The organism is Acidovorax sp. (genome assembly GCF_046291265.1).
In the GTDB taxonomy this organism is placed as follows: domain Bacteria; phylum Pseudomonadota; class Gammaproteobacteria; order Burkholderiales; family Burkholderiaceae_C; genus Acidovorax.
The window spans coordinates 34,824-61,311 of the sequence record NZ_JBKBTV010000009.1 but is presented as its reverse complement, the minus strand read 5'-3'; the positions used below and the strand labels follow the sequence as shown (position 1 = coordinate 61,311).

The following is a 26,488-nucleotide window of genomic DNA, read 5'->3' as shown; positions in this document are numbered from 1 at the left end:
AAATTCGTTGGTGGTCAGCCGCCTTTGCAAGGTAGGCCTTGCAGTGCTCATCCCGATAGCAGCCCAGGCGCAGTCCTGTGATGACCCGCGCACTATTCACTTCGCGGCCGTACCGAAATCGGGTGTGGATCGGCAGCAGCAGACCTACGGTCCTTTGATCAAAGAACTGGAGCGAGTTCTGGAACGTCGTGTAGAGCTCGTCCGCAGCAATTCGTACGGAGCAGTGGTCGAGGGGCTTTACACAGCCCACATCGACTTGGCTGAACTGGGCCCCGCATCCTACGCCTTGTTGATGGAGCGGCAGCCTTCCATAACCGCATTTGCGGCACTCTCTAATGCGGAACAGGCGGCACCATTGAAGCCAGCCACTTATAGATCCGTGCTGGTGGTGCGCAAAGATACGAACGCTAAGTCCGTAGCAGACCTGCGCGGAAAGACGCTGAGTTTGACCGACCCTCTCAGCACGTCTGGGGCACTGCTACCGATACAGGCGATCCAGAAACTCACAGGCCAGACCATGGAGACCTACTTTAGCCGGGTCACCTACGCCGGTTCTCACCTCCGGGCGCTGGAGGCGGTCCACAAGGGCTTGGTGGCCGCCGCATTTGTGTCCAGCACCAGATTGGAAGAGTACAACCAGCGTGCACCAAAATCGACAAGCGATCTGCGTGTGCTGTGGCAATCCCCCGATGTTCCCTCTGATCCATTTGTGTATCGCACCAACTTGTGCAAACCAGTGGCTGACAAGATCCGGGCGGTCTTCTTCGGCTCCTACCCGGCCTTCAAGCCAATGTTTGATGAGTTGGGCGGCAAGCGTTTCGTTCCTGTGACGGATGCTGACTACCTGTCCATCCGTGAGCTTGTTTCTGGTCGTCGCCCCTAGGCACAAGGGTTGCTTGTCCTTGTGGGCTGCAGCGAAATGCGGGATGTGCAAAACTGAACGCAGAACGCATGCCTAAGTGGCACTCCCAAACCCCCACACACGATTCTCCTTCTAACGTTTGCGTATGAGTCCGGTGCCCAATGTCCTGTTTGTATCCGTAGAAAACGCGTTGCGCAGCCAACTCGCCGAGGCTTGTCTTCGCCATGTGAGTAAAGGGCGCTTCAACGCTTATTCGTGTGGTATGCCTGGACGCCTTGCTCCCACAGTCAGTCCGGTTGCCCTGGAAGTCTTGCATCGCGCAGGGATGCCCATCGCGCGACTTAGTCCCAAAAGCTGGGATCTGTTTCGCGTATCTGGACCGACTCGGATGGACTTTGTCATCTCACTCGATGCTGAAACAGCCAGCGAGCACCCAGCCTGGGCGTCACAGCCCGAGTTGGCACTCTGGAGCTACCCGCCACTTCTTTGGACGTTGACACCTGTGGTCAACAGAGAACGGCGTGCCGAGCAGGTTCTTCTCTCCTTGCAAAGGCGCATTGAACTCTTGGTGAGCTTGCATGCGAAGGTGAAGCATCGCAGCGAGCTCAGGAGTGACCTGCGAGACCTAGCGTACATGTGATCATGTCCGGCGCGTAGCGTCCCTCGCCCTGGTGGAAGTTGCAGAGCCGTTTTTAGCTAGTTGGGGGCGCACTCATAGCCGCATACGCTCTTGCTGCAGGTTCCACAGGCAAGCCGCAATGCGCAGGAGCATTTCCATCACATGCTCTGAACCGCTGTTTGACAACTCCAGGCCGTCAATGATGATGGCGAGCTGGGATATCGCATCTTCGGGTTCCGACCCGCCTCCTGTTCGTGCCAATTCTGCAATTGCGATCAGGACATCGGTGCGGTTCATAGCGGCTGTATCGTCTGCAAGAGGTGATGCTTCGTTTCGTCTACTGCATGTCGAGGGTTAGCTGCTTGCGCGGCCCCCCTGCGAGAGCTACCAGGACCGGCGATCCAGTGGCCTGCTGCAACTTTTGTAGGTCTTCGGAGCCCTGATCATCGGGAGCCAGCTTGAAATGGTGGATCACCTCCAAAAGCCGTTTCACCTGATTTTTCATACCCGTCGAGGCCGATGAGCTGTCATCCACCAAGGCTGCGTTCTGCTGCGTGGCGGTGTCCAGTTGCCGCACGGCTTCGCCGATTTGGGCAATACCACGGGCCTGTTCTTGGCCAGCGTCTTTGATTTCGCTGATGAGGGCCACTACCTGATTCACGTGCAATACAGTGTTCGCGACACGTTCTCCAGCCTGCACCACCAATGTCGAGCCACGCTCGACACCGCGCACACTAGCTGATATCAGGCCTCGAATTTCCCGAGCGGCTGTACTGCTGCGCTGCGAAAGCCCTCGCACTTCACCGGCTACAACGGCGAAGCCGCGCCCTTGTTCACCCGCTCGCGCCGCCTCTACCGCGGCATTGAGGGCTAGCAAATTGGTCTGGAACGCGATGTCGTCGATCACCTTGATGATGTCGGATATCTTGCGCGACTGGAGGTTGATCTCCTCCATGGTCGCAATCACTTCTCGCATCACACTTCCGCCGTCGTTTGCCACTTTGCTAGCCTCGTGAGCAAGCTGGGTCGCGCGACCTGCGTTGTCCGTGTTGTGCTGCACCGTAATGGTGAGCTGCTCCATTGAAGCGGCAGTTTCTTGAAGATTAGACGCCTGCACTTCAGTACGGCGGGCCAAATCCTCTGTCCCGACCGCAATCTGCACCGCTTCCCTTGCCACCGTCTCGGTACTTTCGCGGACCTCTGTGATCACCCGTACGAGCTGCTGGTTCATTTCACGAAGAGCTTTTAGCAAGTCTGCTGTTTCGTCGGTACCCCGAACCTCGAACTGCGCACCCAGATCGCCACCAGCCACTCGGCGGGCCAAGTCCACAGCTTGACGCAGAGGCCGTGAGATGGAGCGGGTGATCACCCACGCCATCGCAGCGCCGACGATCAAGGCCAACGCGGTGGCTGCCAGCATCCAGACATGGATAGATTCGCTGAGTTGCCGGGCCGCGCCAAACTCAGCGGCAGCCACATTGATCTGCAATGCGACCAGCTTCTCAATGGCGTCCTGGACCTTGGCGGCGTTGGGCCGGATCTGGTTGATATAGAGTTCGGAGCCATCGTCGTACTTGCCGCCTATCAGCGCCCCGGCCGCTGGAATCAGCCCACTGTCTAGATAGGTTGCATTGACATCGGCAAAGGCCTTGGCGAGTGCTTGCTCTTCACTACCGAGCGGATGGGCGGTGTACGCCTTCCACAAAGCACGGATGCGCTCCACGTTCGCGCTGAGCGCAGCATGGCTGGATTGGAGATTGCTGGTGCCTGGGTCCATCAGCATATCCATGACCAGCACACGGTTGCGTTGGGTCAGGTGACTGATCTCCGCAAGCACTCCCATGGGCACTGTCCGATCCTCGTAGAGTGCCGCACTTCGCTCCGTCAAGCGCTTCGCGCCGCTGATCCCGCCGGTGGCCAGTGCCGAGATCAGAAGCAACAGCAACGCAAACGCCAGGGCCAGCCTGGTGCCAATTTTCATCTTTTGAAGCATTTGAAAATCTCTCTTTGGAGACACCGTAAGCGCCTATTAAACGTCCAAAGATACTAATTGTTTCAAATGACAATGCCGTGACGGTGAGTAAGTCCTTGACTCTACAAGTAGTTTTGAAGAAGCAAGGGCAAATTGATAAAATAGTTAATGGACTACGACGGGCATGAAATTTAACGTGCACCTAAATAAATATTTCTCTTCCAGGTTTGGAAGTCCAAAAATATATGAAATATATCTACTTAACGTTTGTATTGGCTTCGTTGCTGGCACATCACGGAGCGGCAACCGCGCAGTTGGTCACCGGGGCGGGCTCATCGGCTGCCGCGCCTATCTACCGCAGCTGGGCTGTGGCCTACACAAAGGCCACAGGCTCTATCGTTGAATACGAGCCAGTCGGCTCCAGCGCGGGTATGAAGAAGATCCAGCAGCAAGCAGTGGGGTTCGGTGCTACCGATGTATATCCCTCGGAAAAAGACCTCATCGACAACGGATTGATTGCTCTGCCTGTGGCTATCACCGGCATCAGCCCGGTCGTCAACCTCCCCAAGGTCAAGAGCGCGCAACTGCGATTGACGGGAGAGGTACTGAGCCAAATTTTTATGGGCGAAATCAATCGCTGGAACTCACCTGAAATAGCTTCACTGAACCCTGACTTGGTGCTCCCAGATATTCCCATCAAGGTCGTTGTGCGGTCAGACGGCTCAGGGACAACTTACAACTTCGCTGACTACCTTGGCAAAGTCGATCCAAAATGGCGGGCTCGCTATGGTGCCAAAACCAGCATCAAATGGCCCGAAGGGTTCTTTGCGTTCAAAGGCAGCGATGGCGTCGCCAAAGGTGTTCGCGATACGGTGGGCGCTATCGGCTACGTAGATTTTGGCTACGTAGCAGAGTACGAACTCTCGTCTGTACAGGTGCGAAACGCAGACGGAGTTTTCATTCGCCCCTCCATTGATGCTTTCCGCTCTGCGCTGGCGAACAGTGAATGGGCCTCCACCGGGACGTTCCAGAGCACCCTTACCCAGAAACCAGGGAAGAGCGTTTGGCCCATCACAATGGGCACTTTTGTGGTTTTCCCAAAAATACCCCAGGATCCGCAGAAAACGACTTCAGCACTTAAGTTCATCATCTGGTCATTCCTGAATGGGGATACATTGGTACAAGAAAATAACTTTGTACGCTTGCCAGATCGCGTTCAGGCCACTGCTTTTCGCGCCATTACTACTATTCGAGACAAATCAGGAACTCCTTTAGGATTAAGCTTAATATCATCCGAGGCTCAGAGGAAATAATTATCACAAAGTTAGTTGGCTATTTATCGGTGAAATGATAATTTTTCGAAACCATGCTGATTGCATTTGCCAATAGACTCGCAGTCATCCGTATGGAATAGACCCACCATGGAAATCGAGTTCAAGTTCTGCATCCCGCCAGAACGCCTGGCAGCTGTTTTGATCGCTGTGCGACGGGACAAATTTTCCCTGATCCGCATGGAGGCCCACTATTTCGACACGCCCAAAGGAGCGCTGGCGAGCCGAGGTATTGCGTTTCGGCTGCGCCGGGAGGGTGACGAGTGGGTCCAAACCGTTAAAGCAATGGGTGAGGGCCCATTGGACAGGGAAGAGCACAACGCGACTGTGGGGCGTGTTGATGCATCGGCCCACCAGCCGTGGCCAAATCCTGAATTACACGCAGGTACTGTGGCGGGCACGCAGCTCCTTGAAGCCTTGACGGCAGACAAGACACCGCTCGTTGAAACCTACAGCACGGAGATGGATCGGCTGACCCGGGATATCAGCTTCCGAGGTGGTCTGGTCGAATTGGCCCTCGATTTGGGAAAAGTTGTCGCCCACCGGGGGACGCCTCAACAATGCGAAACGCGCATCTGCGAACTGGAGTTCGAACTCAAGGAGGGGCCTGTATCCGGTCTGGAGAGCATCGCCAAGCGGTGGGCGGCTCGGCATGGACTCTTTCTGAGTACGGTCTCCAAAGCCGAGCGTGGCGAGCGATTGATGGCTGGGCAAGTCATGAGACCGGCCACCAGGGCGAAAGCGATGCGTACGGACGGCACAACGCTGCTTAGTTTGACGGGGCAAGCGCTGCAGCGGGCTGTTTTCGCTAATTGCCTTCAGCAGATCTTGGGGAATGTCAGCGAGATCGTGGAGGGATCCTCCGATGAAGAGCACGTGCATCAGTTGCGCATCGGAATCCGCCGTTTGCGCACGGCATTGCGTGAGCTTGAAACCCTGTCCCCTGAACGCTTTCAATCAACTTGGGAACCTGTCCTGGTGGATGTGTTCCAGCGCTTGGGCGTTCTGCGTGACCGCGGTGAGGCCCTGACGATCCTTTCGTCTGAACTTCATAAAGCAGGCGCACCTGCTTTCGAATTGGCGGCGTCGGCCGAAGATGACGTTAATACTTCCGCCGCTGCCATCGTGAAAACCGTAGCGTTCCAAGCGGCGCTGATCGAACTCATGGCCTTCACCGTGCAGGGTCATGCCAACTCTCTGCGCGAGGAGGGCGCGCAAGATGTCGCGGATCCCCGCCGCCTTCTTCAAAAGAGATTGCGACGCCTTCACGCGCAGGTCAATAAAGCTGCGCGCAAATTTTCTACGCTGTCTGTCGATGAGCAGCATCGTCTCCGCAAACGTCTCAAGCGCTTGCGCTATCTCACGGAGTTCGTTGCGCCAGCGTTGGATACCCAGGGCGCACGCTTCCTCGATAGCCTGAAACCAGCGCTTGCGGCACTGGGGCGTCTCAATGACGAGCGTGTGGCAGGTTCTCTATATCGACAGATCGCGCTGACAGACGCCAGGGCGTGGTTCGCAGTGGGCTGGCTGGCGGCACGGCAGAAGTCGACTCTCTCTAGCTGTGAGAAGGCGCTGTTGAAAATTGGAGACTTGCCAAAACTCCGAAAGCCAAGCAAATCTTGATCACAAAGTAGCGCCGATGCCTTCATTACCGTTCTGGACCCCACGCCTGAGTGTCGGAAATGCACTGCTAGATGCGCAACACATCACACTGCTGGAATTGAGCCGGGAAATGCTGCGTATCCTCGCAGACAGGCCACGCAACGATGAGGCGATTTACGTTCTGCTCAGAGACATTGCCGAGTGCTATGAAGTCGGCCCTGCAGAACCCCTGCAGCCCGCATGAACATTGGGTTTCCGCCAGTTCCGCTGGGTGCTTGATCCCTGGAGAATCATCACATCAGATCCTGATTCCTGGGAGTTTTGCAGATGTCCGAGGCCGATTTCTTCCGCCAGCCGTTGGCCGAGATGATTGATCCACGCCACCCGCTGGCGGTGCTGGCTGGTCGGCTGCCCTGGGCGCAGATCGAGGCGGCGCTGGCGCCGCGGTTTGCCCGCCAAGTGCGTGAAGGTCGGGCCATTGCGCAAGATGACCTGTTCGGCCCGTCGCTGCAGGTCGCAGGCGCGGGCGTTGCAGCCGCCGGCCGTCCACGCCTTCCCCTGCGCCTGATGGCCAGCCTGCTGTACTTGAAGCACGCCTACAAGCTCAGCGATGAAGAACTGGTGGAGCGCTGGGCCGAGAACGTCGTCTGGCAGCATTTCAGCGGCATGCGCTTCTACGAGCCGCGACTGCCCTGCGATGCCACGCAGATCGGGCGGTTCTGCGTCGCTATCGGCGAGGCCGGGGTGGAGGAGCTGCTCAAGGCCACGATCGACACGGCAGTGATGTCCAAGGCCATCAAGCCAGCCGAGTTCGAGCGGCTGATTGTGGATACCACGGTGCAGGAGAAGGCCATCGCGCACCCGGTGGACTCGCGGCTGCTGGAGATTGCCCGCCACAAGGTGGTGGCTGCGGCCAAGCGCGCGGGCATTGCCCTGAAGCAGACCTTCGCCAAGGAGGGTAAGAGCCTGCGCCGCCGTGCGGGCGGCTACGCCCACGCCAAGCAGTTCAAACGCTTGCGCAAGGTCGTCAAACGCCAGCGCACGATCCTGGGCATCGTGCTGCGCGAGGTGCAGCGCAAGATCGAACAGGCCAGCGAGGCCACGGCACTGACATTGACGAATCTGCAAACGCTGATGCAACGCGCCGAGCGCATCCGAAGCCAGCGCCCCAGGGACAAGAACAAGCTGTACGCACTGCACGCACCCGAGGTGGAATGCATCGGCAAAGGCAAGGCCCGCAAGCCCTACGAGTTCGGCGTGAAGGTCAGCGTGGCAGTCACGCACAAACAAGGCCTGATGGTCGGCGCGCGCAGCTTCACCGGCAACCCCTACGACGGCCACACGCTGGCCGAGCAACTGGAGCAGGCGACGATCCTGACAGAGGACACCGGTGCCCAGCCCAAGCAGGTCGTTGTGGACCTGGGCTTTCGTGGTGTGGGTGCAGCCAACCCGGGCGTTGAGATCATCCACCGGGGCAAGTTCAAGGGCCTGACGGATCAGCAGCGGCGCTGGCTCAAGCGACGCCAGGCGGTGGAGCCGGCCATCGGGCACTTGAAGCACGACAACGCCATGGACCGATGCTGGTTGCAAGGCGCCACCGGCGATGCGCTACACGCGGTGCTATGCGCTGCGGGCTACAACATCCGATGGCTGCTGCGGGCCATCGTGCGCCTGGGGTTGCGGGGCCTTTTTTCGCCGCTATTTGCGCTGCTCGCAATGCTGGCTGTAGCGCTCGCCGCGGTGACGGGGGTGAGAAATACTGGCGTCGGCCGGCTGGGGTGGTCGGTCGGGTGAATTTTGCAGGGCCGACTATGAAAGCCATGGTGAACTTGAAGAGCAAGTTCTGGCGATCAATGACCGTGCCGCTTTGTATGAGCACAGAAGGCGAGCTGGACTCATCAGAACTGAATTGAGAGAGCAACTGGTAAGCGCGAAAGAAAACACCACCGACCGGACTGCATTGGCTGCAGCAGTGGGCGCCTGGATTGATCATCACATAGGTGAAAACCGCAGCCCTCTGGCGGGAAGCTGATTTGCCGGAGCTGGCTCCATCAGTTGGCAGTGGATAGCATCACTGCGAGATCACCGGTCAAGCTCCTGCGCCACCCCATCAAGCGACATGTGTCATTGAGCGCCATCTGCGGATACCGGGCAGTGGCCGCAATTTCTTAGAGATTCAGATCCACCCATAGCGCAGCATGGTCAGAAGCAGCGTTCTTCGGGTCCAGCAGATCGTCATATGTCTCCCATCGCTTAGGTCGAGAACCGGGCCACATGCCCTGGCGCATCATCCCTCCCGTCTGCACCCGCTCAAACAACGCTGGAGACAGCAAGATATAGTCAATTTTGTTGCCTGCATTGCACAGCCCATACGTGCCGGGAAATCCGCCATCATCGAATGAAGGATGCGCGGAAACATCCTTCAGATCAGTCGCCTGCAGCAGTGGAGAAAGCGGATCGCTCTTTGGGGTGTCGTTCAAATCGCCCACCACTGCAACGAATGCGTTTCCGCCTGCGATCAGTTCGTTGTAAATCTCGGCGACACGTTGGGCCTGCGTCTTGCGTTTGAGGTCTGATGCGGCTTTCCCACCATAGCCTTTGCTCTTGAAATGGTTGACGAGTACCCGCAGAGTCTGGCCACCGAGCAGCTGGACCGCAAACTCAGGGCAATCTCGTGAAAAGATATCGTTGCCCTTGCTATCTCGGTCGTCTACGTGGCTGCGCATCAGGCCGATCGGATAGTTGGCGCCTGTCATCAAACCCACATCGATTCCACGACTGTCGTTCCCGTCGATAACCATCACGTGCCGCATGGGTGTTCCACCCACGGCCTTGAGCAGTTGCTGGTTGAACTGTTCCAAAACGGGACGGCTCTCGGCCTCCACAACAGCCAAGACGTCGGCACCTAAATCGTGGATGACTCGGGCTGTGTTGCGCATCGCAACTTCATCGACCGGCTCATCCTTGAGCTCCAGGGATCCTGCCCAGTCCGCCCGACCTTCGGCTGTGATTTCGATCCCGCCAACTGCAGGACGTTTGAGCAGATGGCCACGGTTTCTGCGCAAAATGACGAATTTTGACTCGTCCTGTTTTTCCAGACCGAGGCGGATCATCAACTCAGCCATACGCTTTTTGCGAACAGCTGTGTAGTTGAGCTCACCCAAAAGCTGATTCAAGGCCGCAAAGTCCTCCAAGATCACTTTACCCTCGTCCCAAGTGCCCATGTTCATGGCCTTAGGGCGGTCAAAGAGATTTTCTACGTTGTAGGTGGCAAGACGCATTGAGTATTCCTCCAGGTGGATTGTGTCCAGCAAGCAGCGAATCGCCATTTCAACAGCGCATTTTCACTGAACGCAGGACGGCAAGCAGCTTCACCGAATGCTCGTGACAACTCAATGAAAAAGTGCGCGCACCGGCAATGACAACAAATGGTTCCGGGACATCCTCATCCGACCGAACGTAACCACACACAGAAAAGCATGAGCCCACAAAAAGAGCTTCTCGAACAGAAAGACCTGCTAGATCAGCAGATTGCACCGGTGCGCAAGATGTAAGCCAAGCAAGTGCTCCATACCGTTCACAACTTGATTGCTGATTTCGGATTCACTGCGCAACAGGTCTTTCCTTGGAGGCCGGTGGGCAATGAGGTGGAGGCCAAGTACGGGATCCGAAGTCTGGGGTGGGTTGGAGCGATAGGGGCAGGGCGCCTAAATGGATCGAAGGGAGAAATCGCGAAGATTTTGCGGTTTGATCTGGCGCTCGCAACGTCTGTTGCGCCGCGGCTCTGTAACGTAGTTGTGCTTGTCTAGCTTTTGTCAGCGCCAACATAGAAGCTGGTGTTAGCGTACGTGGGTCCGCCGAGATCATTCCCGTGCCGTGAGCAGTGCATACAGCAACCCTGCGATCACAGCGCCCGTGGCCATTGCCAAAAGACCCGGTAGATGCCGTGTCGCGTCGATGAACACAGGCATTGGCGCCACCGCATCGACTGTGCGCACTGCGGCCACCATACCCACCCCGGCCGCCGCCGCCAGCAGGGGGCTGCGCCAAACAGGCCAGCGCCGGGCCAGCAGGAGTGCCACGGGCAGCGCCAGTAGCCAGCCAGCGGCCAGGATGCCGGCATATACAGGCGCGAAGCTGATCAAATCTTGCCAAGTAGCGCTGGCTCGCTCGGTGGCGGGAATGTCCACACCCAGGTCCACCAGCGCCTGAAGATTCCATTGCGTTTGGACCACAGACCCCCACACCGCAGCCAACAGCCAAGCCAGCGACAGCGGCGCAAGATGCCGTGTCCAGCGGGGGGATGTGGAATGGTTCGTGGTGCGCAAACTCATAATGCTCATTATGAAATACGTGTTTGCATTCCTGGTGGGTGTACTGGCCTTGGCCACGTCGGTTCAGGCTGCAGGCTACCGGGTGGAGATGGTGGCCACCGGGCTCGTGCACCCCTGGTCGCTGGCATTCCTGCCGGGCGGCCGCATGCTGGTGACCGAGCGCCCGGGCCGGTTGCGCCTGATTGAACCGGGGCCTGATGGACGCCCCCAGTTGCTCTCTGAGCCTGTGGCCGGCGTGCCGCCGGTTCTGGCACGAGGGCAGGCCGGTTTGTTCGATCTGGTTTTGGATCCGGATTTCGTGAACAACGGCAGGTTGCTGTTGTCGTTCGCTCATGGCACGCCTGAGGCCAACCATCTGCGCTTGGTGAGTGCCAGGTTTGATGGCCGTCAATTGCTGGAAGTGCGCCCCATATTCACGTCCAAACCTGCCAAGGCAGACACTCAGCATTTCGGTGGTCGCATGGCCTGGCTGACCGACGGAACCCTGCTATTCGGCATGGGAGACGGCAACCTGGAGCGCACGGATGCGCAAAGAATGCACACCCATCTTGGTAAGCTGATGCGCATCAAATCGGACGGCAATGTGCCGGATGACAACCCTTTCGTGAAGCGTACAGGGGCCTTGCCGGAAATCTATTCCCTCGGACATCGCAACCCGCAAGGGGTGGCGGTGATAGACGGCGTGCCGTATGCCCACGAGCATGGCGCACGGGGAGGCGATGAGCTGAACCGCATTGAGCCTGGTGGCAACTACGGCTGGCCCATCACCACGGGCGGCATCGACTACACCTACTCACGCATCACCCCGTATAGAAGCCTGCCCGGCATCCTGCCGCCGCTTGTGGAATGGACGCCATCGATCGCTCCGGCCGGGCTGACCTGGTATGAAGGGTCGATGTTTCCGGAATGGCGCGGCAGTCTCTTTGTCGCGGCGCTGGTTGAACGAAGCGTGCGGCGAGTGCCCATGGTCAAGGGGGTACCGGGGCCGCAGGAAGTGCTGTTTCAGGAGATTGGTGAACGGATCCGCGACGTGCGCACCGGGCCTGACGGTGCGATGTACCTGCTGACGGACAGTCCCAATGGGCGGGTGCTGAGAGTGGTTCCGGCGGTTCCATGAACGGCTTTTGATTTCGACCGACTCAGTCGGTGTTGCTGAGATCATTCCCTTTCACATGCGGATGCTCACCGTTGACCAACGTTTTAGGCCGCTGATTGGAGGCGTTCATTGGGAAAAAATAAGTGGCGACAGGTCCGCGCAAAGCAGCCTCTACTTCATGTGAATGCAACTGGCTGCTTTGGGAGAGGCGGGTGCGACGATGGTCACGGCGCATGGGTATTGGTATCACGTGACGGAAATTCTTCTCGTAGCTTTCGAGAACTTTCCTTTCAGGGCGTGCGCCCATCTACCGCCACCCCTGGCAATACTCCCAATGCACCACGATGAATGATGGGGCAGTTGAGCACCACACGTGTTACCTCCAGCACCACCAGCCCTTTGTCTGCAGCATCCAGCACTTCCTCCTCCGAGCGCAAGGTGCGCGATTGCGAGGGGTCACGCCAGGTGACCTTGACCAGTTGCCACAGAGGGCTATAAGCCGCACTAAGGTTGGCATGGCCCACGGGTTCGGGTGCTGATGCGAACACGCTGGGCTGGCGAAAGTTGGTGCTGCCATACACGCGCGCAGTGGCACCAGGCCGGTGGGTGCCGCCTGCAGTGGTGGGTACGTCAGCCAGTGCATGCGCGAGCTGGGGCACATAGTTCGCAAGATGTTCGCGAGCCACTTCTGCATCGGATGCATCTGTGGTCACGTACAGGACCTCGTTGCCTTCGAACCAACCGCGCAGTAGTGGCAGGTGGGCCCGCTCGGCGCTGGCGGGCGCCGTGTTCGCGGCAACCGTGGGGGTGTCGCAGCCTGCGAGGAGCGCCGCTGCCATCAGAAGACCTATTCCTCGGCGCAGGCCGTTCAAGAGGCCTACGCTAGCGACGACGAATCGGGCGGCTTTGAGCATCACGATAATTCTGTTTGAGCAGTTGTCCAGGTAGTGTAGTGACTGTCCTGGGCCAAGTAGTGAGCGAATTTGGAAATAGCACTTCAGCACTGAACCTCTCATTGAGTGGTCAGTTTCTACAGGTGCTCCAGAAATTCACCCGCATGCGGCAGAAGCCGCTTGCACTTGGTTTGAGCCAAAGCACCGCCTCCCGATTTCTATTTCAGGTCTCTCACGTTGAAGACGATACCCATCGGGCTGACAAATAGCAACTTGGTCGGAACTTGCAATTGATCATGCTTCCTGCTGCTCACTTTCATCGCACCGACCAACCTTATAGTTGACGTCACGGTGCGTGTTGTCCTCGCCATGCCGGTATGTGTTGGTCGTCGAAATGTTCGCGTGACCCAGGTTGTCGCGAACGACCTTGAGGTCCATCTAATCGCTTTGGTGGCTTACCTCAAGGTGCCGCTACAGGCCGTTGAGCATTGCATCAATCTACGCTACGCCTATCCACAACTGCGCCGGTTTCAATGGCGATGCTGACTCTCTCGGTGAAGAACTGAAACACCGCCAAGGTGCCTGGCACATTGGCACCTGCAGGCATCGCGTCCGGCGAGTAGATGATGCGGTAGTTCATCCACCCGCAGCGGCCATTCAATCGTGCAGCGCAAAACGAGGCGTATGCCTCTTGTTTATCTTTGTCGTCGCCTGGTTTTGCTCGTTGCTGAATCTCTACTCGCAGTGCCTGCGCTTCGTTCATGACCGAGCGACTGATCAGGAGGCCACAGGCCACACTGGCGAAGTAGGTGCCGATGAGAATGGCAGACACCTTGTGTTTGCTCAATATGGGCGAAATACCTCGACGCTTGACCAGGCTGGTGACGAGCGCCACAGCAGTCCACAGCAGAGCGAGCACCGAAACCACCAGTCCGGCCAATGGCGCTTGCAAAAGCAAATCACTCCCCACAGCAAAGAGTACTAAAAGCGCGGCCAAAAGCCACATCACTTTGGAACCACGGTGGCCCTTTTCTTCGCGCGCCTCGGCTGCAGCCAATGCCACTTTCATCACCGGGAGAACTTGTGTGTCAACGCCGCCTCACAGGCGGCTTGCGGCTTCAAGCCCAACTGGTGATATGAGTTGCCGAGTTGCCCCCACTTCTCTGTGAACTCTGGGTTGCTGGAGCCTGCTTTACCCAGAACTGCCTCTGCTCCGGGAATGTTCATGCGCGCTTGTTGCAAAAGCTGCTTTCCCGCAATGGCCATGGTTTGCGATCCGGGAAAGACATCCCAGAACCCCTCTGCCGCCATAGCAAAGCGCTCTGCCGCGGCCAGATTGTTGTCGTAGCGGTCCAGACCATCTTCGCGTCGTGCGGCCAGCCACAACCCAGGAGTTTGGTATTCATTGCGGTTTGAAAGTGCGGCGCGCAACCAGTCCTTCACGCTGTCATCTGTATCAGCGATGCGCTTGAGGCTGGGCTCATTGCCCCAGTGGGGCCGCACATCGGCAGTGGAGGACGGCCCCGCCTCGTTCTTAGGCGCCGCCTTCGTAGCTTTGCTATCTGGTTCTGTTGGCAAATTCCGAGCAGGTGCAGGATGTCGCTTCAGAAGCCGCCGTGACTCCTCGTCGTTGGAGTGGGTGCCTAAAAGCACTGGCGCCTGCCCCTTTCCAATGAAGCTGTGAGAGGGGCGATTCAAACGAATCTTGGAAAACTCTCCGGCTGTGTCGTGTTCAGAGGTGCCAAGGGGGCCAGGACGAAGGTACTCAGTCATGTTTCTTTCTTGTTCGCTCAGCGCGAGCAGCATTTGTATCGACAGCTTGAATACCGCTTCCCTGTGCACATTTGCACCGGCACCAACTTGCTCCAAGAGCGCCGTAAAAGCACGGGATGCGGTCAGATTATTTGGTGGTGGAAAGTCTTGTTGGTGGCATGTGTTGCCACAGTTGACAACGCCGCGCGGCACGCTCGTACGCTCCGTCTTCTCCATACAGCGACACGCTGAAGGTGGCGGTGCGCTGCTGACCATCATCAGGGAACCGGTAGATCACTTGCCAATAAGCCAGAGCGCCGCCATGGGAACGAGAGCGCTGAATTTTTCGTTGCACGCTGCAGATTGGTTTTCTGCTTCCATTGGGCTTCTTGCGCGAGGCCCCCTTGATGGGTTTAGAAGGTGGAGTCTCTTTCCACATAGCGAGCTGGTCCAACGCCATCTGCCTGGCCGTTTCTTCCCCAAAGCGCGCAACAGAGTAGGTGCGCCTCAGAATGGTCTTGTCGGGCCAGCGGTATTCCGCTGCCCACATCGGGCTCTCCAACAAGCTACCGTCAGGCCGCCGCCTTTTGTACAGAAAGTGAAAAACCCCAGGGATTTCACTGCTGGTGCGGGGCGCAGGTGCCACGAAATCTGAAGTCAACGGAACGACTACATCGGTCACAACGCGGTGCGGTGCCAAGGCGACCAATACTGGATCGCATTGCGAGCGGATGGTTTTTTGATCCACCACCATACCGAGCATTTGCAAGCGCGCCTGCAGTGCTAACTCGAACGCTTGTTCGTAGCCAAACTTCCTGACACAGAACGTCTGCGTAACCGAGCCTTGCTGGGGCAAGCGAATGTCGGCCACCCATCTGTTTGGTGTCCGCGATTGGTCCAGCCTCACCCCCGGCACGCCCGAGTGGCTGTTCTTTCGCAGGATCACATGGTTCTCGCGCCGACTCACCATGGCGTGTTCGCTAACCAGCTTGTCGCGGTAGGCCAGCGCCGCCTGCACAGCGGCCTCGTTGCTGCCGTAGCGCTTTACGGAAAACGTCTTGGCATATGAACGCCCCCGGCGGGCCAAGCAGACGCGCCAGGCCACTGAGCCAACCCTAGACACTTGTCGATAGACGCCATAGAACTTGCGCTCCGTTGCCAAAAAAGATGGCGTCGCCACCTGCTGCTCGGTGGTCAAATTTTCAGGGGTGATGGGCTTGTTCACGTGTGCAAAACAGCGATAGATCCGGACAGAAATTGAGTAACGAGGCTCTCGGGTGCGCAAGGATACAAAAAGCCCGTGTACTCACCAAGACGCTTGATAACTCATTTCAAACTGTTTCCATCAGTTGCAAAAAACGACTTCTTTCTAACAACTTGACCATCAGGTGCGATGACCCTCGCTGCTAGCATCCGTCGGCCCCGTGGCATTGACTCGTTCTTGCCTGTCCCACTGACTACCGCTGACCTATGAGCCAACGCCGCACCAAGATCAATACCCCGTTGGGCGAGACCCTGCAACTGCGCCAATTGCATGGAACGGAAGAAATCAGCAAGCTGTTTGCGTTCAATGTTCAGGTGATCAGCGACTCCAAGAGCGTGGACCCGAAGGCGCTGCTCGGAAAGTCGGCCTCTATTGAGGTGGAGACAGATGGCGGCGGCAAGCGGTATTTGCACGGTGTTGTCAGCCGCTTTGGTATGCGCGGTCAAGACGCATCCAAGTACAGCTACTTTTTGGAGATGCGTCCTTGGCTGTGGCTGGCCACACGCAAGAGCGACTTCAAGATCTTCCAGAACATGACCGTACCGGACATCATTCGGGATGTGCTCGGAAAGTACGGTGAGCCGATGGAGTTCAAGCTCACCAAATCCTATCCTCCGGTGGAGTACCTGGTTCAGTATTCAGAGAGCGACTGCAACCTGGTGTGTCGCCTGGCAGAAGACCTCGGGATCTACTTCCACTTCAAGCATTCCAGTGGCAACCACACGCTGGTGTTTTGCGACGACGTTGTTGGTTCTCATGAGCCCATGGCTGGGGGCGGGCTGCCGTTCTATCCGCCAGAAAAAGCAGCTTTCGCCAAAGAAGAAAGCCTTGATGACTGGGACTTCACACAAGGCTTGCAATCGGGTCGCGTGCTGACGGATGATTTTGACTTTAAGAAGCCGCGCGCCGACTTGGCCACCATGCGCAAGATGCCGCCTGGGCATGCCAACGATGCGTTCGAAATTTATGAGTTTCCGGGTCAGTACACAGACTACGCTGATGGTGAGCACTACGCCAAGGTGCGCGTAGAAGAGCACATTGCCACGCATGAGCGAATTGCAGCGCAAGGCAACGCAAGGAACTTGGTGGGCGCCACCGGATGTTTCATGACCTTGCGCAACTACCCGCGTGGTGACCAGAACGTTCAGTACCTGCTTACGTCGGTGACGTACCACTTCACCGAAAACGTGCAGGTCAGCGATGCAAGCAAGGGCTCCACACAGCGCTTTGCAATAGAAGCTCTACCTACAAGTCGGGCCTACAGACCTGCTCGCATCACCCCCAAACCGCGCACCCAAGGCTTGCAGACAGCGTGGGTGGTGGGCCCCCCTGGAGAAGAGATCTATTGCGATAAGTTTGGCCGCGTCAAGGTGCAGTTCCATTGGGACCGCATCGGCGCCATGGATGAAAAATCCAGCTGCTGGATGCGCTTCTCCAGCAGCTGGGCTGGGTCAAACTTCGGTGCCATTGCGATTCCACGGATTGGCATGGAAGTGCTTGTAGACCACATTGACGCCAACCCAGACCGTCCCATCATCGTCGGCGTGGTCTACAACGCCGACAACATGCCCCCATGGCAGCTGCCGGGTAACCAAACCCAAACGGGTATCAAGACCCGCTCCAGCAAAGGCGGTGCATCTGGTCCTGGGCTCAAGAACGGCCCTGGCGATGCCAATGTTCTGCGCTTTGAAGACAAAGCGGGCCAAGAGCAGTTGTGGATTCACGCGCAGAAGGACCAGCTCACCGAAGTCGAAAACGACGAAGACAAATGGGTGGGTAACGACCGGCGCAAGACGGTTGATCGGGATGAGACCAACACCATCCATCGCGACCGTACGGAGACTGTGGACCGCAACGAGAAGATCACGGTCCACGGCTGGCGCACTGAAGAAGTAGATGGTGACGAGACCATCACCATTCACAGCAACCGGACCGAGCGGGTGGACCACAACGAGAGCGTCGATATCGGGGACAACCAGACGTTCAAGATCGGCATCAACCGTACCAAGACGGTTGGCAAGAACGAAAAAGACAAGATCGGCAACAACTGGTCCATCAAGGTGGGCAAGTTCAAGACCGAGACGGTGGGCATTGCATACATGCAGAACGTGGGCGTGGGCCGGATGGAGAACGTGGGTGTCGCCTACAACCTGAACGTCGGCGCCATCATGGCCACACTGGTCGGCAAAACACAGACCACCAAGGTCGGCACTGACAAGAGCACCACAGTGGGCAAGAAGTACGAACTGACCGTCGGCGGTGGCGCGGGAGGTGGCGCAGCTGGTGGGGCAGACGGAGCTGGCGGGCCGATGCACATCGTGGCGCCATCGGGTGAGTCATCTGGCGGTGGAGGCGGAGGCAATACATCGAACATCACCATGGAGCCCGACAGCATCACGCTCCAAGTGGGTCAAAGCGTGATGGTGATGAAAGCCGATGGAACCATCAGTCTCAATGGACAGGAGATCGACATCGTCGGCTCCAAACACGTTGGTGTGGGATCTGAGCGTATTGATCTGAATTGACGACTGAGCAGGAAACCATGAACGGACCCGACCTGCTGATGCCTGCCCCGGTGCAGGCAGCACCTCTCGCGGAGATGCGCAACCATACCCCCTTCGAGAGCCAGTATTTCCAGATGATCGATACCGGCGATGAGGTGTTTCACGTCATTGCCAGTCGCGTGACCTATGACCTTAGGCGCTTGGGCTCCGATGGAACGCCGCAGTTGGCGCAGTCCCAGGCGCCCCTGGTGGATGCCGACCAGTTCTATGCCGATCCCAATACCAGCAGTTGCATTCAAGAAAGCGACTTTGCGCCGTACAAACCTAAGTGCGACATCCTGCTGGCACACGCCACGGCGTATGCCCCTGAAGGACAGCCGCACCAGCGTTGGCCCGCAGGCCTGCGCATAGGCAACTGGCAAAAAGTCTTCACAGTCACGGGCCCTCGCCGCATCAAGCAGGGCGTGCTGGGCTGGAAAGTCACTGAACCCGACAAAGCTACCGAAGTCCCCCTGCGCTGGGAGCTGGCCTACGGTGGCACCTGTCAATGGCCGCTGCAAATGCCGCAGGGCCAGGAGCCAGATACTTGGTCAGCCTACGAGCCCAACCCTGTTGGCTGTGGCTGGGTGGAAAAAACATGGCTCAAGAAGACCCACGTTGACGAAATGCGTGGCCCACAGATTGAGACCTTCGATCAGCCTTTCGATGCTGACGCAGCAAACTCCATGCGCTACACCCCTGTAGGCGTAGGGCCAGTGGGCAAATGGTGGCTACCTCGGCGCCAAAAGGGCGGGACCTACGACCAAGCGTGGAAAGAAAGCCGCTGGCCCAGATTGCCCAAAGACTTTGACTTTGGCTACTGGAACTGCGCGCCTGAAGACCAGCAAATCTCCTACCCTAACGGCGCAGAAGAAATCATCCTGGCGGGCCTAGTGCCCAGACAGCAACTCTTCAAATGTCTGCTGCCCCTGCCCGCAGTGCATGCAGTGGTCCGCCTGCAGTTAGGTCCCGTACTGCCGCTGCCCATGCGGCTCGACACTGTCACTTTGGACCTCAAGGCCATGACGCTGACCTGCGTGTGGCGCATCCAAGTTGCCGCCCAGTTTGGCGCACGCGTGCTGGAGCTGAGAAAAGGACCGGTGCCAGCATGAGCCCGCCACCCTTATCCCTATCGACCGGCGCCACAGCTACGTCCAAAGCCCAGGTTAAACCTAACAGTTACGCCCGCCCTGGGGACATGGGCAACTGCATCGGCTGCATCCTACCCAAGACAAGCCCGTTGCTGAGCTCGCCCAGCACCCGGCCAGAAACCCAGGAAGAAGACTGGTGGGACAAACTCAAACAAGGGACCAAAGACGCAGCGCAATACTACAAAGACAACGTATCCCAAGCTCTGCATGATTTTGGCGCCAATGCCATGGACACTGGTGGCAAGGTGGCGATGGCAGGCGGTGCAACTGCAGCGGCGGGCGGCGTGGTGGCCGCGACAGGCATTGGAGCTCCGGTGGGGGCTGGCATGGCGACAGCTGGCGGCGCAGCAGCCGCGGCTGGGGGGGTAGTGGCGGGCGTGGGCGCGGGTACGGATGCTGCGGCTACGGCACTCGACACCGCAGCTAGCTGGATTACTGATGGTAAGACCCCTGATTTTGTGCAGCCAGCGCTGGCGTTGGGAGAGCGGCTGCTGACGAATATGGTGCTGAAGAAGGTGCCAGGGCTGGGGGGCGGTGGCAAAGGCAATCAAAAGGGTGGTGGGGCGGGCCCCGCGGGTGGCTACATTCCGGGTACGGGAGGGCCTTGCATCGTCGGCACCTATGCGCAGATCAAGAATAAGTGCAGCGTTGGCCAGCAGGCCCACCACATCATCCCCGACACGCTTGCCCGAACCAGCAACCGGAAGCAAGGTAGTAAAGGTATCGGGCGTATTCCTGGGATGGCTAGCTTTGGCGGGGGACCATCCATTTGCTTGCAGGGCAACGCCGGTACCCAGGGCTCAGAACACAACACAGCGCATCAGTGCGACGATGAAATCTGCGAAGCAGCGAAGAGCACCGAGAACGGACTTCCCGGTACGATTCCTGTCAGTGAGGCAGTGCCTATTGCCATGAATGCGGCGATCGCGGCGCGGCCTGACTGCAAGGCGCAGATTGAAGCCGAGGTGCGCAAGGCGTATCCGAACTACGAAAACGATAACCGTTCTATGAATGGTGCGGGCAAGCCTGCCGAGGGCGACGCTAAAGCACATCTGGAGAGCGGTGGCACAGCCAACGACAACAACCGTAAACCTCCGACAGGAGGACGAAAGAAGTAATGAGCGTTGAACTTACTTTCACTACTGCAATGGCCTTTACCGATAGCAGCGTGTACTTGTCTGGTGCAGGAGACGCGCTGGACACTTTTGCTCGCTTTACTCGCGTTGCTCGCTATGACAGCAACTACGATCCCCAGTGGGGACGCAATGATCAAGATTGGCGCGCCGTTTCGCTAACTTACTTTGGGCCCAAGCATGAGGACTTTGATGATGTTGTAGTTCTGTCTGAAGAAGGAGATGTTCGCTACATCGGCGATCACGCCCCCTTGTTGGAAAAAATTCGTGGCGCCGGTGTGTTCAGCGAAGGCGCGAGTGGTTGGGGCTATTTAGCCGATGTGCAGCAGATCGGCGATAACTTGTACGCCTGCGGATACAAAGGGCAGGTCTACCAGCGGCGTGGGCCCAACGACTGGCGGCACATCGACATGGGTCTGCTTCAGGACGCAAAAACCGAGCGAAAAAACCGAATTGCCCTGTCGGTCATTAACGGCCCTCACGAAGCCGCCATCTATGCCGCCGGCTACCAGCATGCCGATTGGTTGCCTCCCAAAGCATTCTTCTTCAACGGTAACCAGTGGCGCGAGATCGCACTGCCCCCTGTGGCGGAGCGAATCGTGAACATGTACGTGGAAACAGAGAATCGCATCTGGATGTGTGGTGCCAATGGCACCTTGCTTCTGGGCAACGCGCAAGATGGATTCAAAAGTCTCTCCACAGTGGATGACAACCAGCTCTTTACGTCGGTGTGCAAGTTCCAGGAGAAAATGTATTTGGCCTCCAACATGGGTTTGTTTGTCTATGACCCGGCCAACCACGGTGCGGGTATTCAGATGACCAAGACCAACCTGAAACCTGAACTGCAAGATGCCAATATCGTGGACAGCTATGACAAGGTACTGTGGTCCATTGGACCCAAAGATATTGCCCGGTTCGATGGGCAAAATTGGGAGCGGATTCATCATCCCGACAATCCCCCGATCCGATAGGCCACAACACGAGACCGCCCCCGATGGCCAACGAAGCTGCAACAGCCAAAGACGACCGATTCGTACTCGTTAATTTATTGCCGGACGTATGCTTGACTCCCAGCAAGAAGGGGTATCCCGTGCCCTATGTCATCACGCACCAAATGGACCAAAGCGAACAATGTTCGCCCAATGTTTTTTTTCGGGGCAAGGCTGCGTACTTGCACAATGAAAGCTATGTTGACAACGTGCGCGGAGACGAGCCGGGTGCTGGGAAGGGAGTGGCCAGCGACACGCATGTTCAGATCAGCCACAACATTGACAAAAGCGCCACCGTTTACGTCAATGGGCGACAGATCGTCCGCACAGGGGACAAGATGTGGATGAACTGGCGCAAGCCGTGATAGAGACTGTTCTTGTATGACGGGTGAGTCCGAGATGCGTCACTAACGGTCGGCTGTCTGCACAGCGCTTCGCTTACGTTCAGGCGCCAGCGCTGCCCTATGGTTGTGGCTCAGAGAACTAGCAGTCCAGCGCTTGGATTTTGGCTTGATCACGCTTCCTATTCGTCACTCATAGCAGCGCAGGTGGCTCGACTTTCGCCCAAGTTCGAACGATTCGTGGATTACAGGATCGTGCCAGTGACTAGCACCAGATGCAGCGGGAGTTCGCTTTGCAGCGGTTGCTGTCGATGGTCGCTAGCCCTTGAGCTCACGGTCAAGGACACATTGGAGTCGCTCGACCATGCAGTCAGCCTCGCCGCCAGTGGCGGCTACCGGGGTGCTGCGGAACTAGCCGATGACCGTGGTGGCTGTGGGGCGAGCACGCCCGTTGGCCCACGCCGAACATCGGCTCGCTGAGGTCGAACGACTGTTCCCCTTACACCAGACGGATCACTGCTGTTTAAGTTTTTGGGACACCTGCGCGTCCCCCGCATAAACGTGTCGATCTGCCACTGATTAAGGGCAGGTGTCCCACAAAGTTAGGGGGACCATTCGAACCAGCTTCAATTGACCAAGAGACTGCAGTTTGCGCGCGACCGCCTGCCATGTTAGTCTCATTAAGGACCATAGCCCGCCAGCAAAACAGGAGTTTCACGTGCCCACACCTCGCCGGCTGAATCTGTTGCGCGATTCTACTTTCCGTTCGGCCGGGCTGGTCGACGGGGCGTTCGTTTCGAAAGCTTTGATTGGGCACCTGAAATCGCCGGGGATTTCGGCGCTGCTGACGGCACCCGTGGCCAAGGCAACGCTGGATACCAGTCGCATCGCGGCTCAGGGCATGGTCACCAATTTGCGCGCGGTGATGGTGAGCAAGCGCAGCACGAAGGTCGCTGCCGCCAGCGATCGCATCGCCAAGCTGCGTGCCCGAAAGGGAGCGGCGATCAAGGCGGCGTTCACCAGCAGGGCGAAGCGCACGCCCGCGCAAGTTATCGCGGCTTTCCTGCAACGGGCGGCCCTGCCCGCAGACCGAGCCGCGCAGGCGACGGGTGTCGCCACGCTGATCGTCCGAAGCACCGAGGCCGACGGGAGGATCTTCCGAGACACCCTCGCCAAGGCGCTGGCAGTCGACCTCGCTCGATCGCGCATCGGCGTGAGCCGGATACCCTTGGCCAAGGGCGCGGTCACCAGCTATTCCGTCACCTTCCCGATCGCGCACCAGCAGGTGCGGACCGAAATCCTGAACCTGGCTTGGGCATTGCGCGAATCGAAGCTGTTCCGCTCGGTGGGTGTCAGCGGCCTGCAGGCCAGTCTTTTCGCCGCGACGCCAACCGCCGCGACCCATGCGGAACGCAATTTCGACTGGCACCTCGATCTCACCCGCACCACCCGCGCGCACCGGCTACAGCCGGCAGCGGGAGGCCGGGCACTGGGCGAAGGCATCACCATTGCCCATATCGATACCGGCTGGGCCGATCATTCGCAATATAACGTCGAACGGATTGACGTCGCCAATTCGATCAACGTCATCACCCGCGCCCGCGGCGGAACCAGCGCCAAGCACTCGATCCGAAACGGCGACAGCGATTCGCCGAACATCTCGCACGGGACAGCAACGGGCTCGGTCATCCTCGGCGGCAAGGAAGCCGATGGCCTCGAACTCGTTAGCTCGGTGAGCGATGCCGACCTGCGTTTCAATACCTGGCCAAACGGGACGCGCATGCATGTTCCCGGTCGCAGCATCCGCGACTCATTCGGGCAGCTGACCGGAGCCGCGCCGCGGGCCACGGTGCTCCCGATCAAGTTCATCAGCGACACCGCCGCGGCCGAGATCAGTTCGCGCGGCGTCAGCGGGCTCGGGGTGTTCCGGCTGTTCGACAACGATCTGATCCGGGGCATCCGTGACGCCATCGACGGCAATGCCCATGTCATTTCGCTCAGCATCGGCGGCCTGATGCACGACGAGGTACGCGAGATCATCGACGAGGCCGTGCGCGATCACGACATCATCATCGCCGCGGCTGTCGGCCAGACCTATCTCGGCAATGTTGCCGGCGGCGCGGCCGCTGTGGCATCCGCGATCGGCGTCGTCGCCGACGATACGGTGGTGCTCCCCGCTGCTTATGCCAATGTCATCGCCGTTGCCGGATGTACCCCCGGCGGGGCGCCATGGAGCGAGACGCACTACGGACCGAATGTCGACATCTCGGCACCGGCCGATGCGGTATGGATCGCCGACTATCTGCCGAAGGACAATCGATCGGCGGGCGCCACCCGTCGCGAGACGCTGGAATGTGCCTCCGGCACTTCCTTTGCGGCGCCGTTGGTGGCGAGCGCTGCCGCGCTATGGCTGGCTCATCATGGTCGCGCCGCGCTGATCCAGCGCTATCGGCCGCAAGGCGTGCCGCTGGCCTGGGTTTTCAGGCACCTGCTGCAGGCGACGGCACGGACCCCATCCGGCTGGGATGACGGGCGCTACGGACCCGGAATCCTCGACACGGAAGCGCTGCTGCGGGCACCGCTGCCTCCTGCGGCGGATATCGAAGAGCCGCCCGGTATGGTTAGCGGCCTGGTACCGGGCATCAGCGACGGTTTAGTCGCTTTCCATGACGGCTTCCTGGAGCTAGTCAACTGGATCGGCGAGCAGAAGGATGGTGCCGAGCGCCAGGCCGCAGTGCTTTGGGCCGCCGGGCAGCAGGCACTTGATGACGCCATCGATGGCCTGGGCGAGGTTTGGGCCGCGGTTGACGCCGGCGCGAAAGGCGCTGTCGCAGCGGTCCAGCAGGAAGCCGACCGAGTAAAACGGGAAATCGAGCAGGATATTGATGAACTGCTTCGGCAGAAGGACGAAGTCATCGAGAAAGCCGGCAAAGCCGTGGAGGAGACCGCCGAGCAGGCTGGCGAAGCCATCGAGGATTTTGTCGACACGGTCGGTGAAGCTGCGTCCGACACGGTGGACTTCATCAGCGGATTTTTCCCACGCTAATGTGAGATGCGGCATGCCCCCCGCGGTGGCGGAGGCGGACAGCCAGGATAGCGTCGCTGGCCTACAACACGGCAAATGCTTCTGAACTCGACGATTGTGCCGAGGCAATTCTGATCAGATCCCCTCATTAGTACAGTGGAAGCCGATATTCCAACTCTTTCTGAAGAGGTGGAAGGAAATGAGGGTCGCCTCCGGAATAAGCTGTCCCTCATTCCAGTTGGCGCGAGGCACCGAAACCAGCCTGGGGCGTCGCTACAGACTCATGGCAGCTCCGCAGCGATTGCAGCCGTTCGCATCTCAGTCGCGAATGGGTACTATCGGCCAAAACTAGACAGCCAGAAAGCGTAGCTTGGATACCGGAAATCTGCGGCAACGTGAACTCAGCTAGAAGTAAAAAGTCGCCAAGGAACAATATGGATCGCAATCCGTTAGTCGCCGAGTTACGACGATTTATCCTGACTTATGCAGAGCATGATCCTGATTGTCCAAGCATCGATCTGAACTCCTGGGATGAGCAAAAACGTGATTGTCTATGCGGCTTGGCTCCAAGGCTTGACGAACTCATGAAGTCTTTAGATGACAGACTCGCCGACTAAGCTCTGTGATGGGTTGCTTAGGGCCCGCTAGCGACCTTCGCCGTGGGGCAGAATTCGGCGAAGAGCAGACGGTCTCCACCATGACCCACATGGCGTTGGAGGCAGGGGTCGCTGATCTTTCGCTTAGCTTCAGTTGCGGCGTTTGCGCGACTTGGCGAACACCGCCAGCGCCATAAGACCGGATAACAAAATCACGCCCCATTCGCTCAAGGTGGGGACTGCGGTTGTCGAGGTGACAACCGGGGCAAGCGTAAAGGCCATCAGGATCTGGCCCGCACCGCCAGCGCCACCAGCGTTGGTACCAGCGAAACCGCCACCACCACCGCCACCACCACCTGGTATGAAGCCGGGCTGGCCTGTGGAGTTGAAGCCACTGCTCCCACCGGACCCCGTACCAATGCCAGCATTGCTCCCTATCCCATCGCCACCGGGGCCTGTTGGCGTCGCAGAGCCTCCGCCTCCACCACCTATGGCATGGCTACCGCCGTGCCCTCCAGAGAACGCGATGGAACCTACTGCCGTGCAGGCGACTGTGTTACCGCCATGACCCGAAGATGCATTCGGCGCCCCAGGTGAACCACCATTGGCTTGCAGGCCGACGACACTCCCTCCGGTGACCGAGGACGGTATACCGCCGCCGCCAGCAAGCTGGTAACCGCCAGCGGCACCGCCAAACCCGACCGAGACGACCAACGCAGTGCCGCCGGACACGGCGAAAGTGGCCTTGCAGTAGGAGCCGCCACCGCCACCGCCACCACCGGTGCCATTAGCTGGGCTGAGGTTCCCCCCCCCACCGCCACCACCACCCCAGGCTTCAATGACCACCGAGGTGGCGCCTGCGGGCACGGTGCAGTTGGCGGTGTTGGTCCCATTGACACAATCGGCCGCAGAGGCCTGCGCGGATACAAGTGCGCTCAGTGCTACGGCGCTATAAGCGCAGTGTTTGACGATACGACGCATGCAG

General features: G+C 58.5%; 23 protein-coding genes. 13 read left to right on the top strand and 10 right to left on the bottom strand.

What is annotated here, in order from left to right; all coding sequences use genetic code 11:
- Positions 1-10: 10 nt before the first annotated feature.
- Together ACK41V_RS05530 and ACK41V_RS05525 are read left to right on the top strand one after the other, a co-directional pair.
- On the top strand, positions 11-883 hold the full coding sequence (locus ACK41V_RS05530; RefSeq protein WP_409778966.1) for a phosphate/phosphite/phosphonate ABC transporter substrate-binding protein: 873 nt from the start codon (positions 11-13) through the stop codon (positions 881-883).
- 124 nt (positions 884-1,007) lie between these two features.
- A complete protein-coding gene (locus ACK41V_RS05525; protein ID WP_409778963.1) occupies positions 1,008-1,502 on the top strand; it encodes a protein tyrosine phosphatase in 495 nt (164 codons plus the stop codon).
- Between the two features lie 72 nt (positions 1,503-1,574).
- Here the strand turns inward: ACK41V_RS05525 and ACK41V_RS05520 are convergent, their stop codons facing one another.
- Both ACK41V_RS05520 and ACK41V_RS05515 read right to left on the bottom strand, forming a co-directional pair.
- Positions 1,575-1,778, bottom strand: a complete 204-nt coding sequence (locus ACK41V_RS05520) for a hypothetical protein (protein ID WP_409778961.1) — start codon at positions 1,776-1,778, stop codon at positions 1,575-1,577.
- Between the two features lie 40 nt (positions 1,779-1,818).
- Positions 1,819-3,474, bottom strand: a complete 1,656-nt coding sequence (locus ACK41V_RS05515; protein ID WP_409778958.1) for a methyl-accepting chemotaxis protein — start codon at positions 3,472-3,474, stop codon at positions 1,819-1,821.
- 224 nt (positions 3,475-3,698) lie between these two features.
- Between ACK41V_RS05515 and pstS the strand changes: the two genes are divergently transcribed.
- The 3 genes from pstS (at position 3,699) to ACK41V_RS05500 (ending at position 8,180) form a co-directional block, all read left to right on the top strand.
- On the top strand, positions 3,699-4,766 hold the full coding sequence (gene pstS, locus ACK41V_RS05510; protein WP_409778955.1) for a phosphate ABC transporter substrate-binding protein PstS: 1,068 nt from the start codon (positions 3,699-3,701) through the stop codon (positions 4,764-4,766).
- A 108-nt stretch (positions 4,767-4,874) separates the two neighbouring features.
- The gene (locus ACK41V_RS05505) at positions 4,875-6,407 is read left to right on the top strand and encodes a CHAD domain-containing protein (protein ID WP_409778953.1); all 1,533 of its coding nucleotides are present in this window, start codon (positions 4,875-4,877) and stop codon (positions 6,405-6,407) included.
- Positions 6,408-6,713: 306 nt separating this feature from the next.
- On the top strand, positions 6,714-8,180 hold the full coding sequence (locus tag ACK41V_RS05500; RefSeq protein ID WP_409778951.1) for an IS5 family transposase: 1,467 nt from the start codon (positions 6,714-6,716) through the stop codon (positions 8,178-8,180).
- 374 nt (positions 8,181-8,554) lie between these two features.
- Here the strand turns inward: ACK41V_RS05500 and ACK41V_RS05495 are convergent, their stop codons facing one another.
- On the bottom strand, positions 8,555-9,667 hold the full coding sequence (locus ACK41V_RS05495) for an endonuclease/exonuclease/phosphatase family protein (protein WP_409778948.1): 1,113 nt from the start codon (positions 9,665-9,667) through the stop codon (positions 8,555-8,557).
- Between the two features lie 398 nt (positions 9,668-10,065).
- Here ACK41V_RS05495 and ACK41V_RS05490 point away from each other — a divergent pair, with 398 nt between their 5' ends.
- Positions 10,066-10,137, top strand: a complete 72-nt coding sequence (locus tag ACK41V_RS05490) for an H-NS family nucleoid-associated regulatory protein (protein ID WP_409779086.1) — start codon at positions 10,066-10,068, stop codon at positions 10,135-10,137.
- A gap of 112 nt (positions 10,138-10,249) precedes the next feature.
- On the opposite strand, the gene ACK41V_RS05485 is transcribed toward ACK41V_RS05490, so the two are convergent.
- The gene (locus tag ACK41V_RS05485) at positions 10,250-10,720 is read right to left on the bottom strand and encodes a hypothetical protein (protein WP_409778946.1); all 471 of its coding nucleotides are present in this window, start codon (positions 10,718-10,720) and stop codon (positions 10,250-10,252) included.
- 10 nt (positions 10,721-10,730) lie between these two features.
- Between ACK41V_RS05485 and ACK41V_RS05480 the strand changes: the two genes are divergently transcribed.
- A complete protein-coding gene (locus ACK41V_RS05480; protein ID WP_409778944.1) occupies positions 10,731-11,837 on the top strand; it encodes a PQQ-dependent sugar dehydrogenase in 1,107 nt (368 codons plus the stop codon).
- 22 nt (positions 11,838-11,859) lie between these two features.
- Here the strand turns inward: ACK41V_RS05480 and ACK41V_RS05475 are convergent, their stop codons facing one another.
- The 5 genes from ACK41V_RS05475 to ACK41V_RS05455 all read right to left on the bottom strand — a co-directional run bounded on the left by ACK41V_RS05475 (position 11,860) and on the right by ACK41V_RS05455 (position 15,686).
- The gene (locus ACK41V_RS05475) at positions 11,860-12,051 is read right to left on the bottom strand and encodes a hypothetical protein (protein ID WP_409778941.1); all 192 of its coding nucleotides are present in this window, start codon (positions 12,049-12,051) and stop codon (positions 11,860-11,862) included.
- Positions 12,052-12,106: 55 nt separating this feature from the next.
- Positions 12,107-12,730 carry a hypothetical protein gene (locus ACK41V_RS05470; protein ID WP_409778938.1) on the bottom strand — a complete coding sequence of 208 codons (624 nt, stop codon included), beginning with the start codon at positions 12,728-12,730 and terminating at the stop codon, positions 12,107-12,109.
- Between the two features lie 472 nt (positions 12,731-13,202).
- Entirely contained in the window at positions 13,203-13,778 is a 576-nt protein-coding gene (locus ACK41V_RS05465; RefSeq protein WP_409778934.1) for a hypothetical protein, read from the bottom strand.
- Positions 13,778-14,482, bottom strand: coding sequence for a hypothetical protein (locus tag ACK41V_RS05460; protein ID WP_409778932.1), 705 nt, complete (start codon positions 14,480-14,482; stop codon positions 13,778-13,780). The genes ACK41V_RS05465 and ACK41V_RS05460 overlap by 1 nt, the downstream gene beginning before the upstream one ends.
- Before the next feature lie 127 nt (positions 14,483-14,609).
- Positions 14,610-15,686, bottom strand: a complete 1,077-nt coding sequence (locus ACK41V_RS05455; protein WP_409778929.1) for an AP2/ERF family transcription factor — start codon at positions 15,684-15,686, stop codon at positions 14,610-14,612.
- A 245-nt stretch (positions 15,687-15,931) separates the two neighbouring features.
- On the opposite strand from ACK41V_RS05455, the gene ACK41V_RS05450 reads away from it, so the two are divergent.
- From ACK41V_RS05450 to ACK41V_RS05425, 6 genes are all read left to right on the top strand, one after another.
- On the top strand, positions 15,932-18,250 hold the full coding sequence (locus ACK41V_RS05450; protein WP_409778928.1) for a type VI secretion system Vgr family protein: 2,319 nt from the start codon (positions 15,932-15,934) through the stop codon (positions 18,248-18,250).
- A 17-nt stretch (positions 18,251-18,267) separates the two neighbouring features.
- Entirely contained in the window at positions 18,268-19,380 is a 1,113-nt protein-coding gene (locus ACK41V_RS05445; RefSeq protein WP_409778925.1) for a DUF2169 domain-containing protein, read from the top strand.
- Between the two features lie 128 nt (positions 19,381-19,508).
- Positions 19,509-20,537 (top strand): hypothetical protein, encoded by a 1,029-nt coding sequence (locus ACK41V_RS05440; protein WP_409778922.1) that lies wholly within the window; start codon positions 19,509-19,511, stop codon positions 20,535-20,537.
- Positions 20,537-21,523, top strand: coding sequence for a hypothetical protein (locus ACK41V_RS05435; RefSeq protein WP_409778921.1), 987 nt, complete (start codon positions 20,537-20,539; stop codon positions 21,521-21,523). The genes ACK41V_RS05440 and ACK41V_RS05435 overlap by 1 nt, the downstream gene beginning before the upstream one ends.
- 23 nt (positions 21,524-21,546) lie before the next feature.
- Positions 21,547-21,906 (top strand): DUF4150 domain-containing protein, encoded by a 360-nt coding sequence (locus tag ACK41V_RS05430; protein WP_409778918.1) that lies wholly within the window; start codon positions 21,547-21,549, stop codon positions 21,904-21,906.
- A 694-nt stretch (positions 21,907-22,600) separates the two neighbouring features.
- Entirely contained in the window at positions 22,601-24,928 is a 2,328-nt protein-coding gene (locus ACK41V_RS05425; protein WP_409778915.1) for a S8 family peptidase, read from the top strand.
- 725 nt (positions 24,929-25,653) lie between these two features.
- Here the strand turns inward: ACK41V_RS05425 and ACK41V_RS05420 are convergent.
- Positions 25,654-26,484 carry an IPTL-CTERM sorting domain-containing protein gene (locus ACK41V_RS05420; RefSeq protein WP_409778913.1) on the bottom strand — a complete coding sequence of 277 codons (831 nt, stop codon included), beginning with the start codon at positions 26,482-26,484 and terminating at the stop codon, positions 25,654-25,656.
- Positions 26,485-26,488 lie beyond the last annotated feature (4 nt).

Excerpts from the sequence above, each read along its gene's own strand:
- pstS (WP_409778955.1), top strand. The coding sequence starts at position 3,699 with ATGAAATATATCTACTTAACGTTTGTATTGGCTTCGTTGCTGGCACAT.
- ACK41V_RS05420 (WP_409778913.1), bottom strand. The coding sequence starts at position 26,484 with ATGCGTCGTATCGTCAAACACTGCGCTTATAGCGCCGTAGCACTGAGC.
- ACK41V_RS05495 (WP_409778948.1), bottom strand. The coding sequence starts at position 9,667 with ATGCGTCTTGCCACCTACAACGTAGAAAATCTCTTTGACCGCCCTAAG.
- ACK41V_RS05470 (WP_409778938.1), bottom strand. The coding sequence starts at position 12,730 with ATGCTCAAAGCCGCCCGATTCGTCGTCGCTAGCGTAGGCCTCTTGAAC.
- ACK41V_RS05450 (WP_409778928.1), top strand. The coding sequence starts at position 15,932 with ATGAGCCAACGCCGCACCAAGATCAATACCCCGTTGGGCGAGACCCTG.
- ACK41V_RS05505 (WP_409778953.1), top strand. The coding sequence starts at position 4,875 with ATGGAAATCGAGTTCAAGTTCTGCATCCCGCCAGAACGCCTGGCAGCT.
- ACK41V_RS05435 (WP_409778921.1), top strand. The coding sequence starts at position 20,537 with ATGAGCGTTGAACTTACTTTCACTACTGCAATGGCCTTTACCGATAGC.
- ACK41V_RS05515 (WP_409778958.1), bottom strand. The coding sequence starts at position 3,474 with ATGCTTCAAAAGATGAAAATTGGCACCAGGCTGGCCCTGGCGTTTGCG.
- ACK41V_RS05500 (WP_409778951.1), top strand. The coding sequence starts at position 6,714 with ATGTCCGAGGCCGATTTCTTCCGCCAGCCGTTGGCCGAGATGATTGAT.
- ACK41V_RS05485 (WP_409778946.1), bottom strand. The coding sequence starts at position 10,720 with ATGAGTTTGCGCACCACGAACCATTCCACATCCCCCCGCTGGACACGG.
- ACK41V_RS05480 (WP_409778944.1), top strand. The coding sequence starts at position 10,731 with ATGAAATACGTGTTTGCATTCCTGGTGGGTGTACTGGCCTTGGCCACG.
- ACK41V_RS05430 (WP_409778918.1), top strand. The coding sequence starts at position 21,547 with ATGGCCAACGAAGCTGCAACAGCCAAAGACGACCGATTCGTACTCGTT.
- ACK41V_RS05475 (WP_409778941.1), bottom strand. The coding sequence starts at position 12,051 with ATGCGCCGTGACCATCGTCGCACCCGCCTCTCCCAAAGCAGCCAGTTG.
- ACK41V_RS05445 (WP_409778925.1), top strand. The coding sequence starts at position 18,268 with ATGAACGGACCCGACCTGCTGATGCCTGCCCCGGTGCAGGCAGCACCT.
- ACK41V_RS05460 (WP_409778932.1), bottom strand. The coding sequence starts at position 14,482 with ATGACTGAGTACCTTCGTCCTGGCCCCCTTGGCACCTCTGAACACGAC.
- ACK41V_RS05465 (WP_409778934.1), bottom strand. The coding sequence starts at position 13,778 with ATGAAAGTGGCATTGGCTGCAGCCGAGGCGCGCGAAGAAAAGGGCCAC.
- ACK41V_RS05520 (WP_409778961.1), bottom strand. The coding sequence starts at position 1,778 with ATGAACCGCACCGATGTCCTGATCGCAATTGCAGAATTGGCACGAACA.
- ACK41V_RS05525 (WP_409778963.1), top strand. The coding sequence starts at position 1,008 with ATGAGTCCGGTGCCCAATGTCCTGTTTGTATCCGTAGAAAACGCGTTG.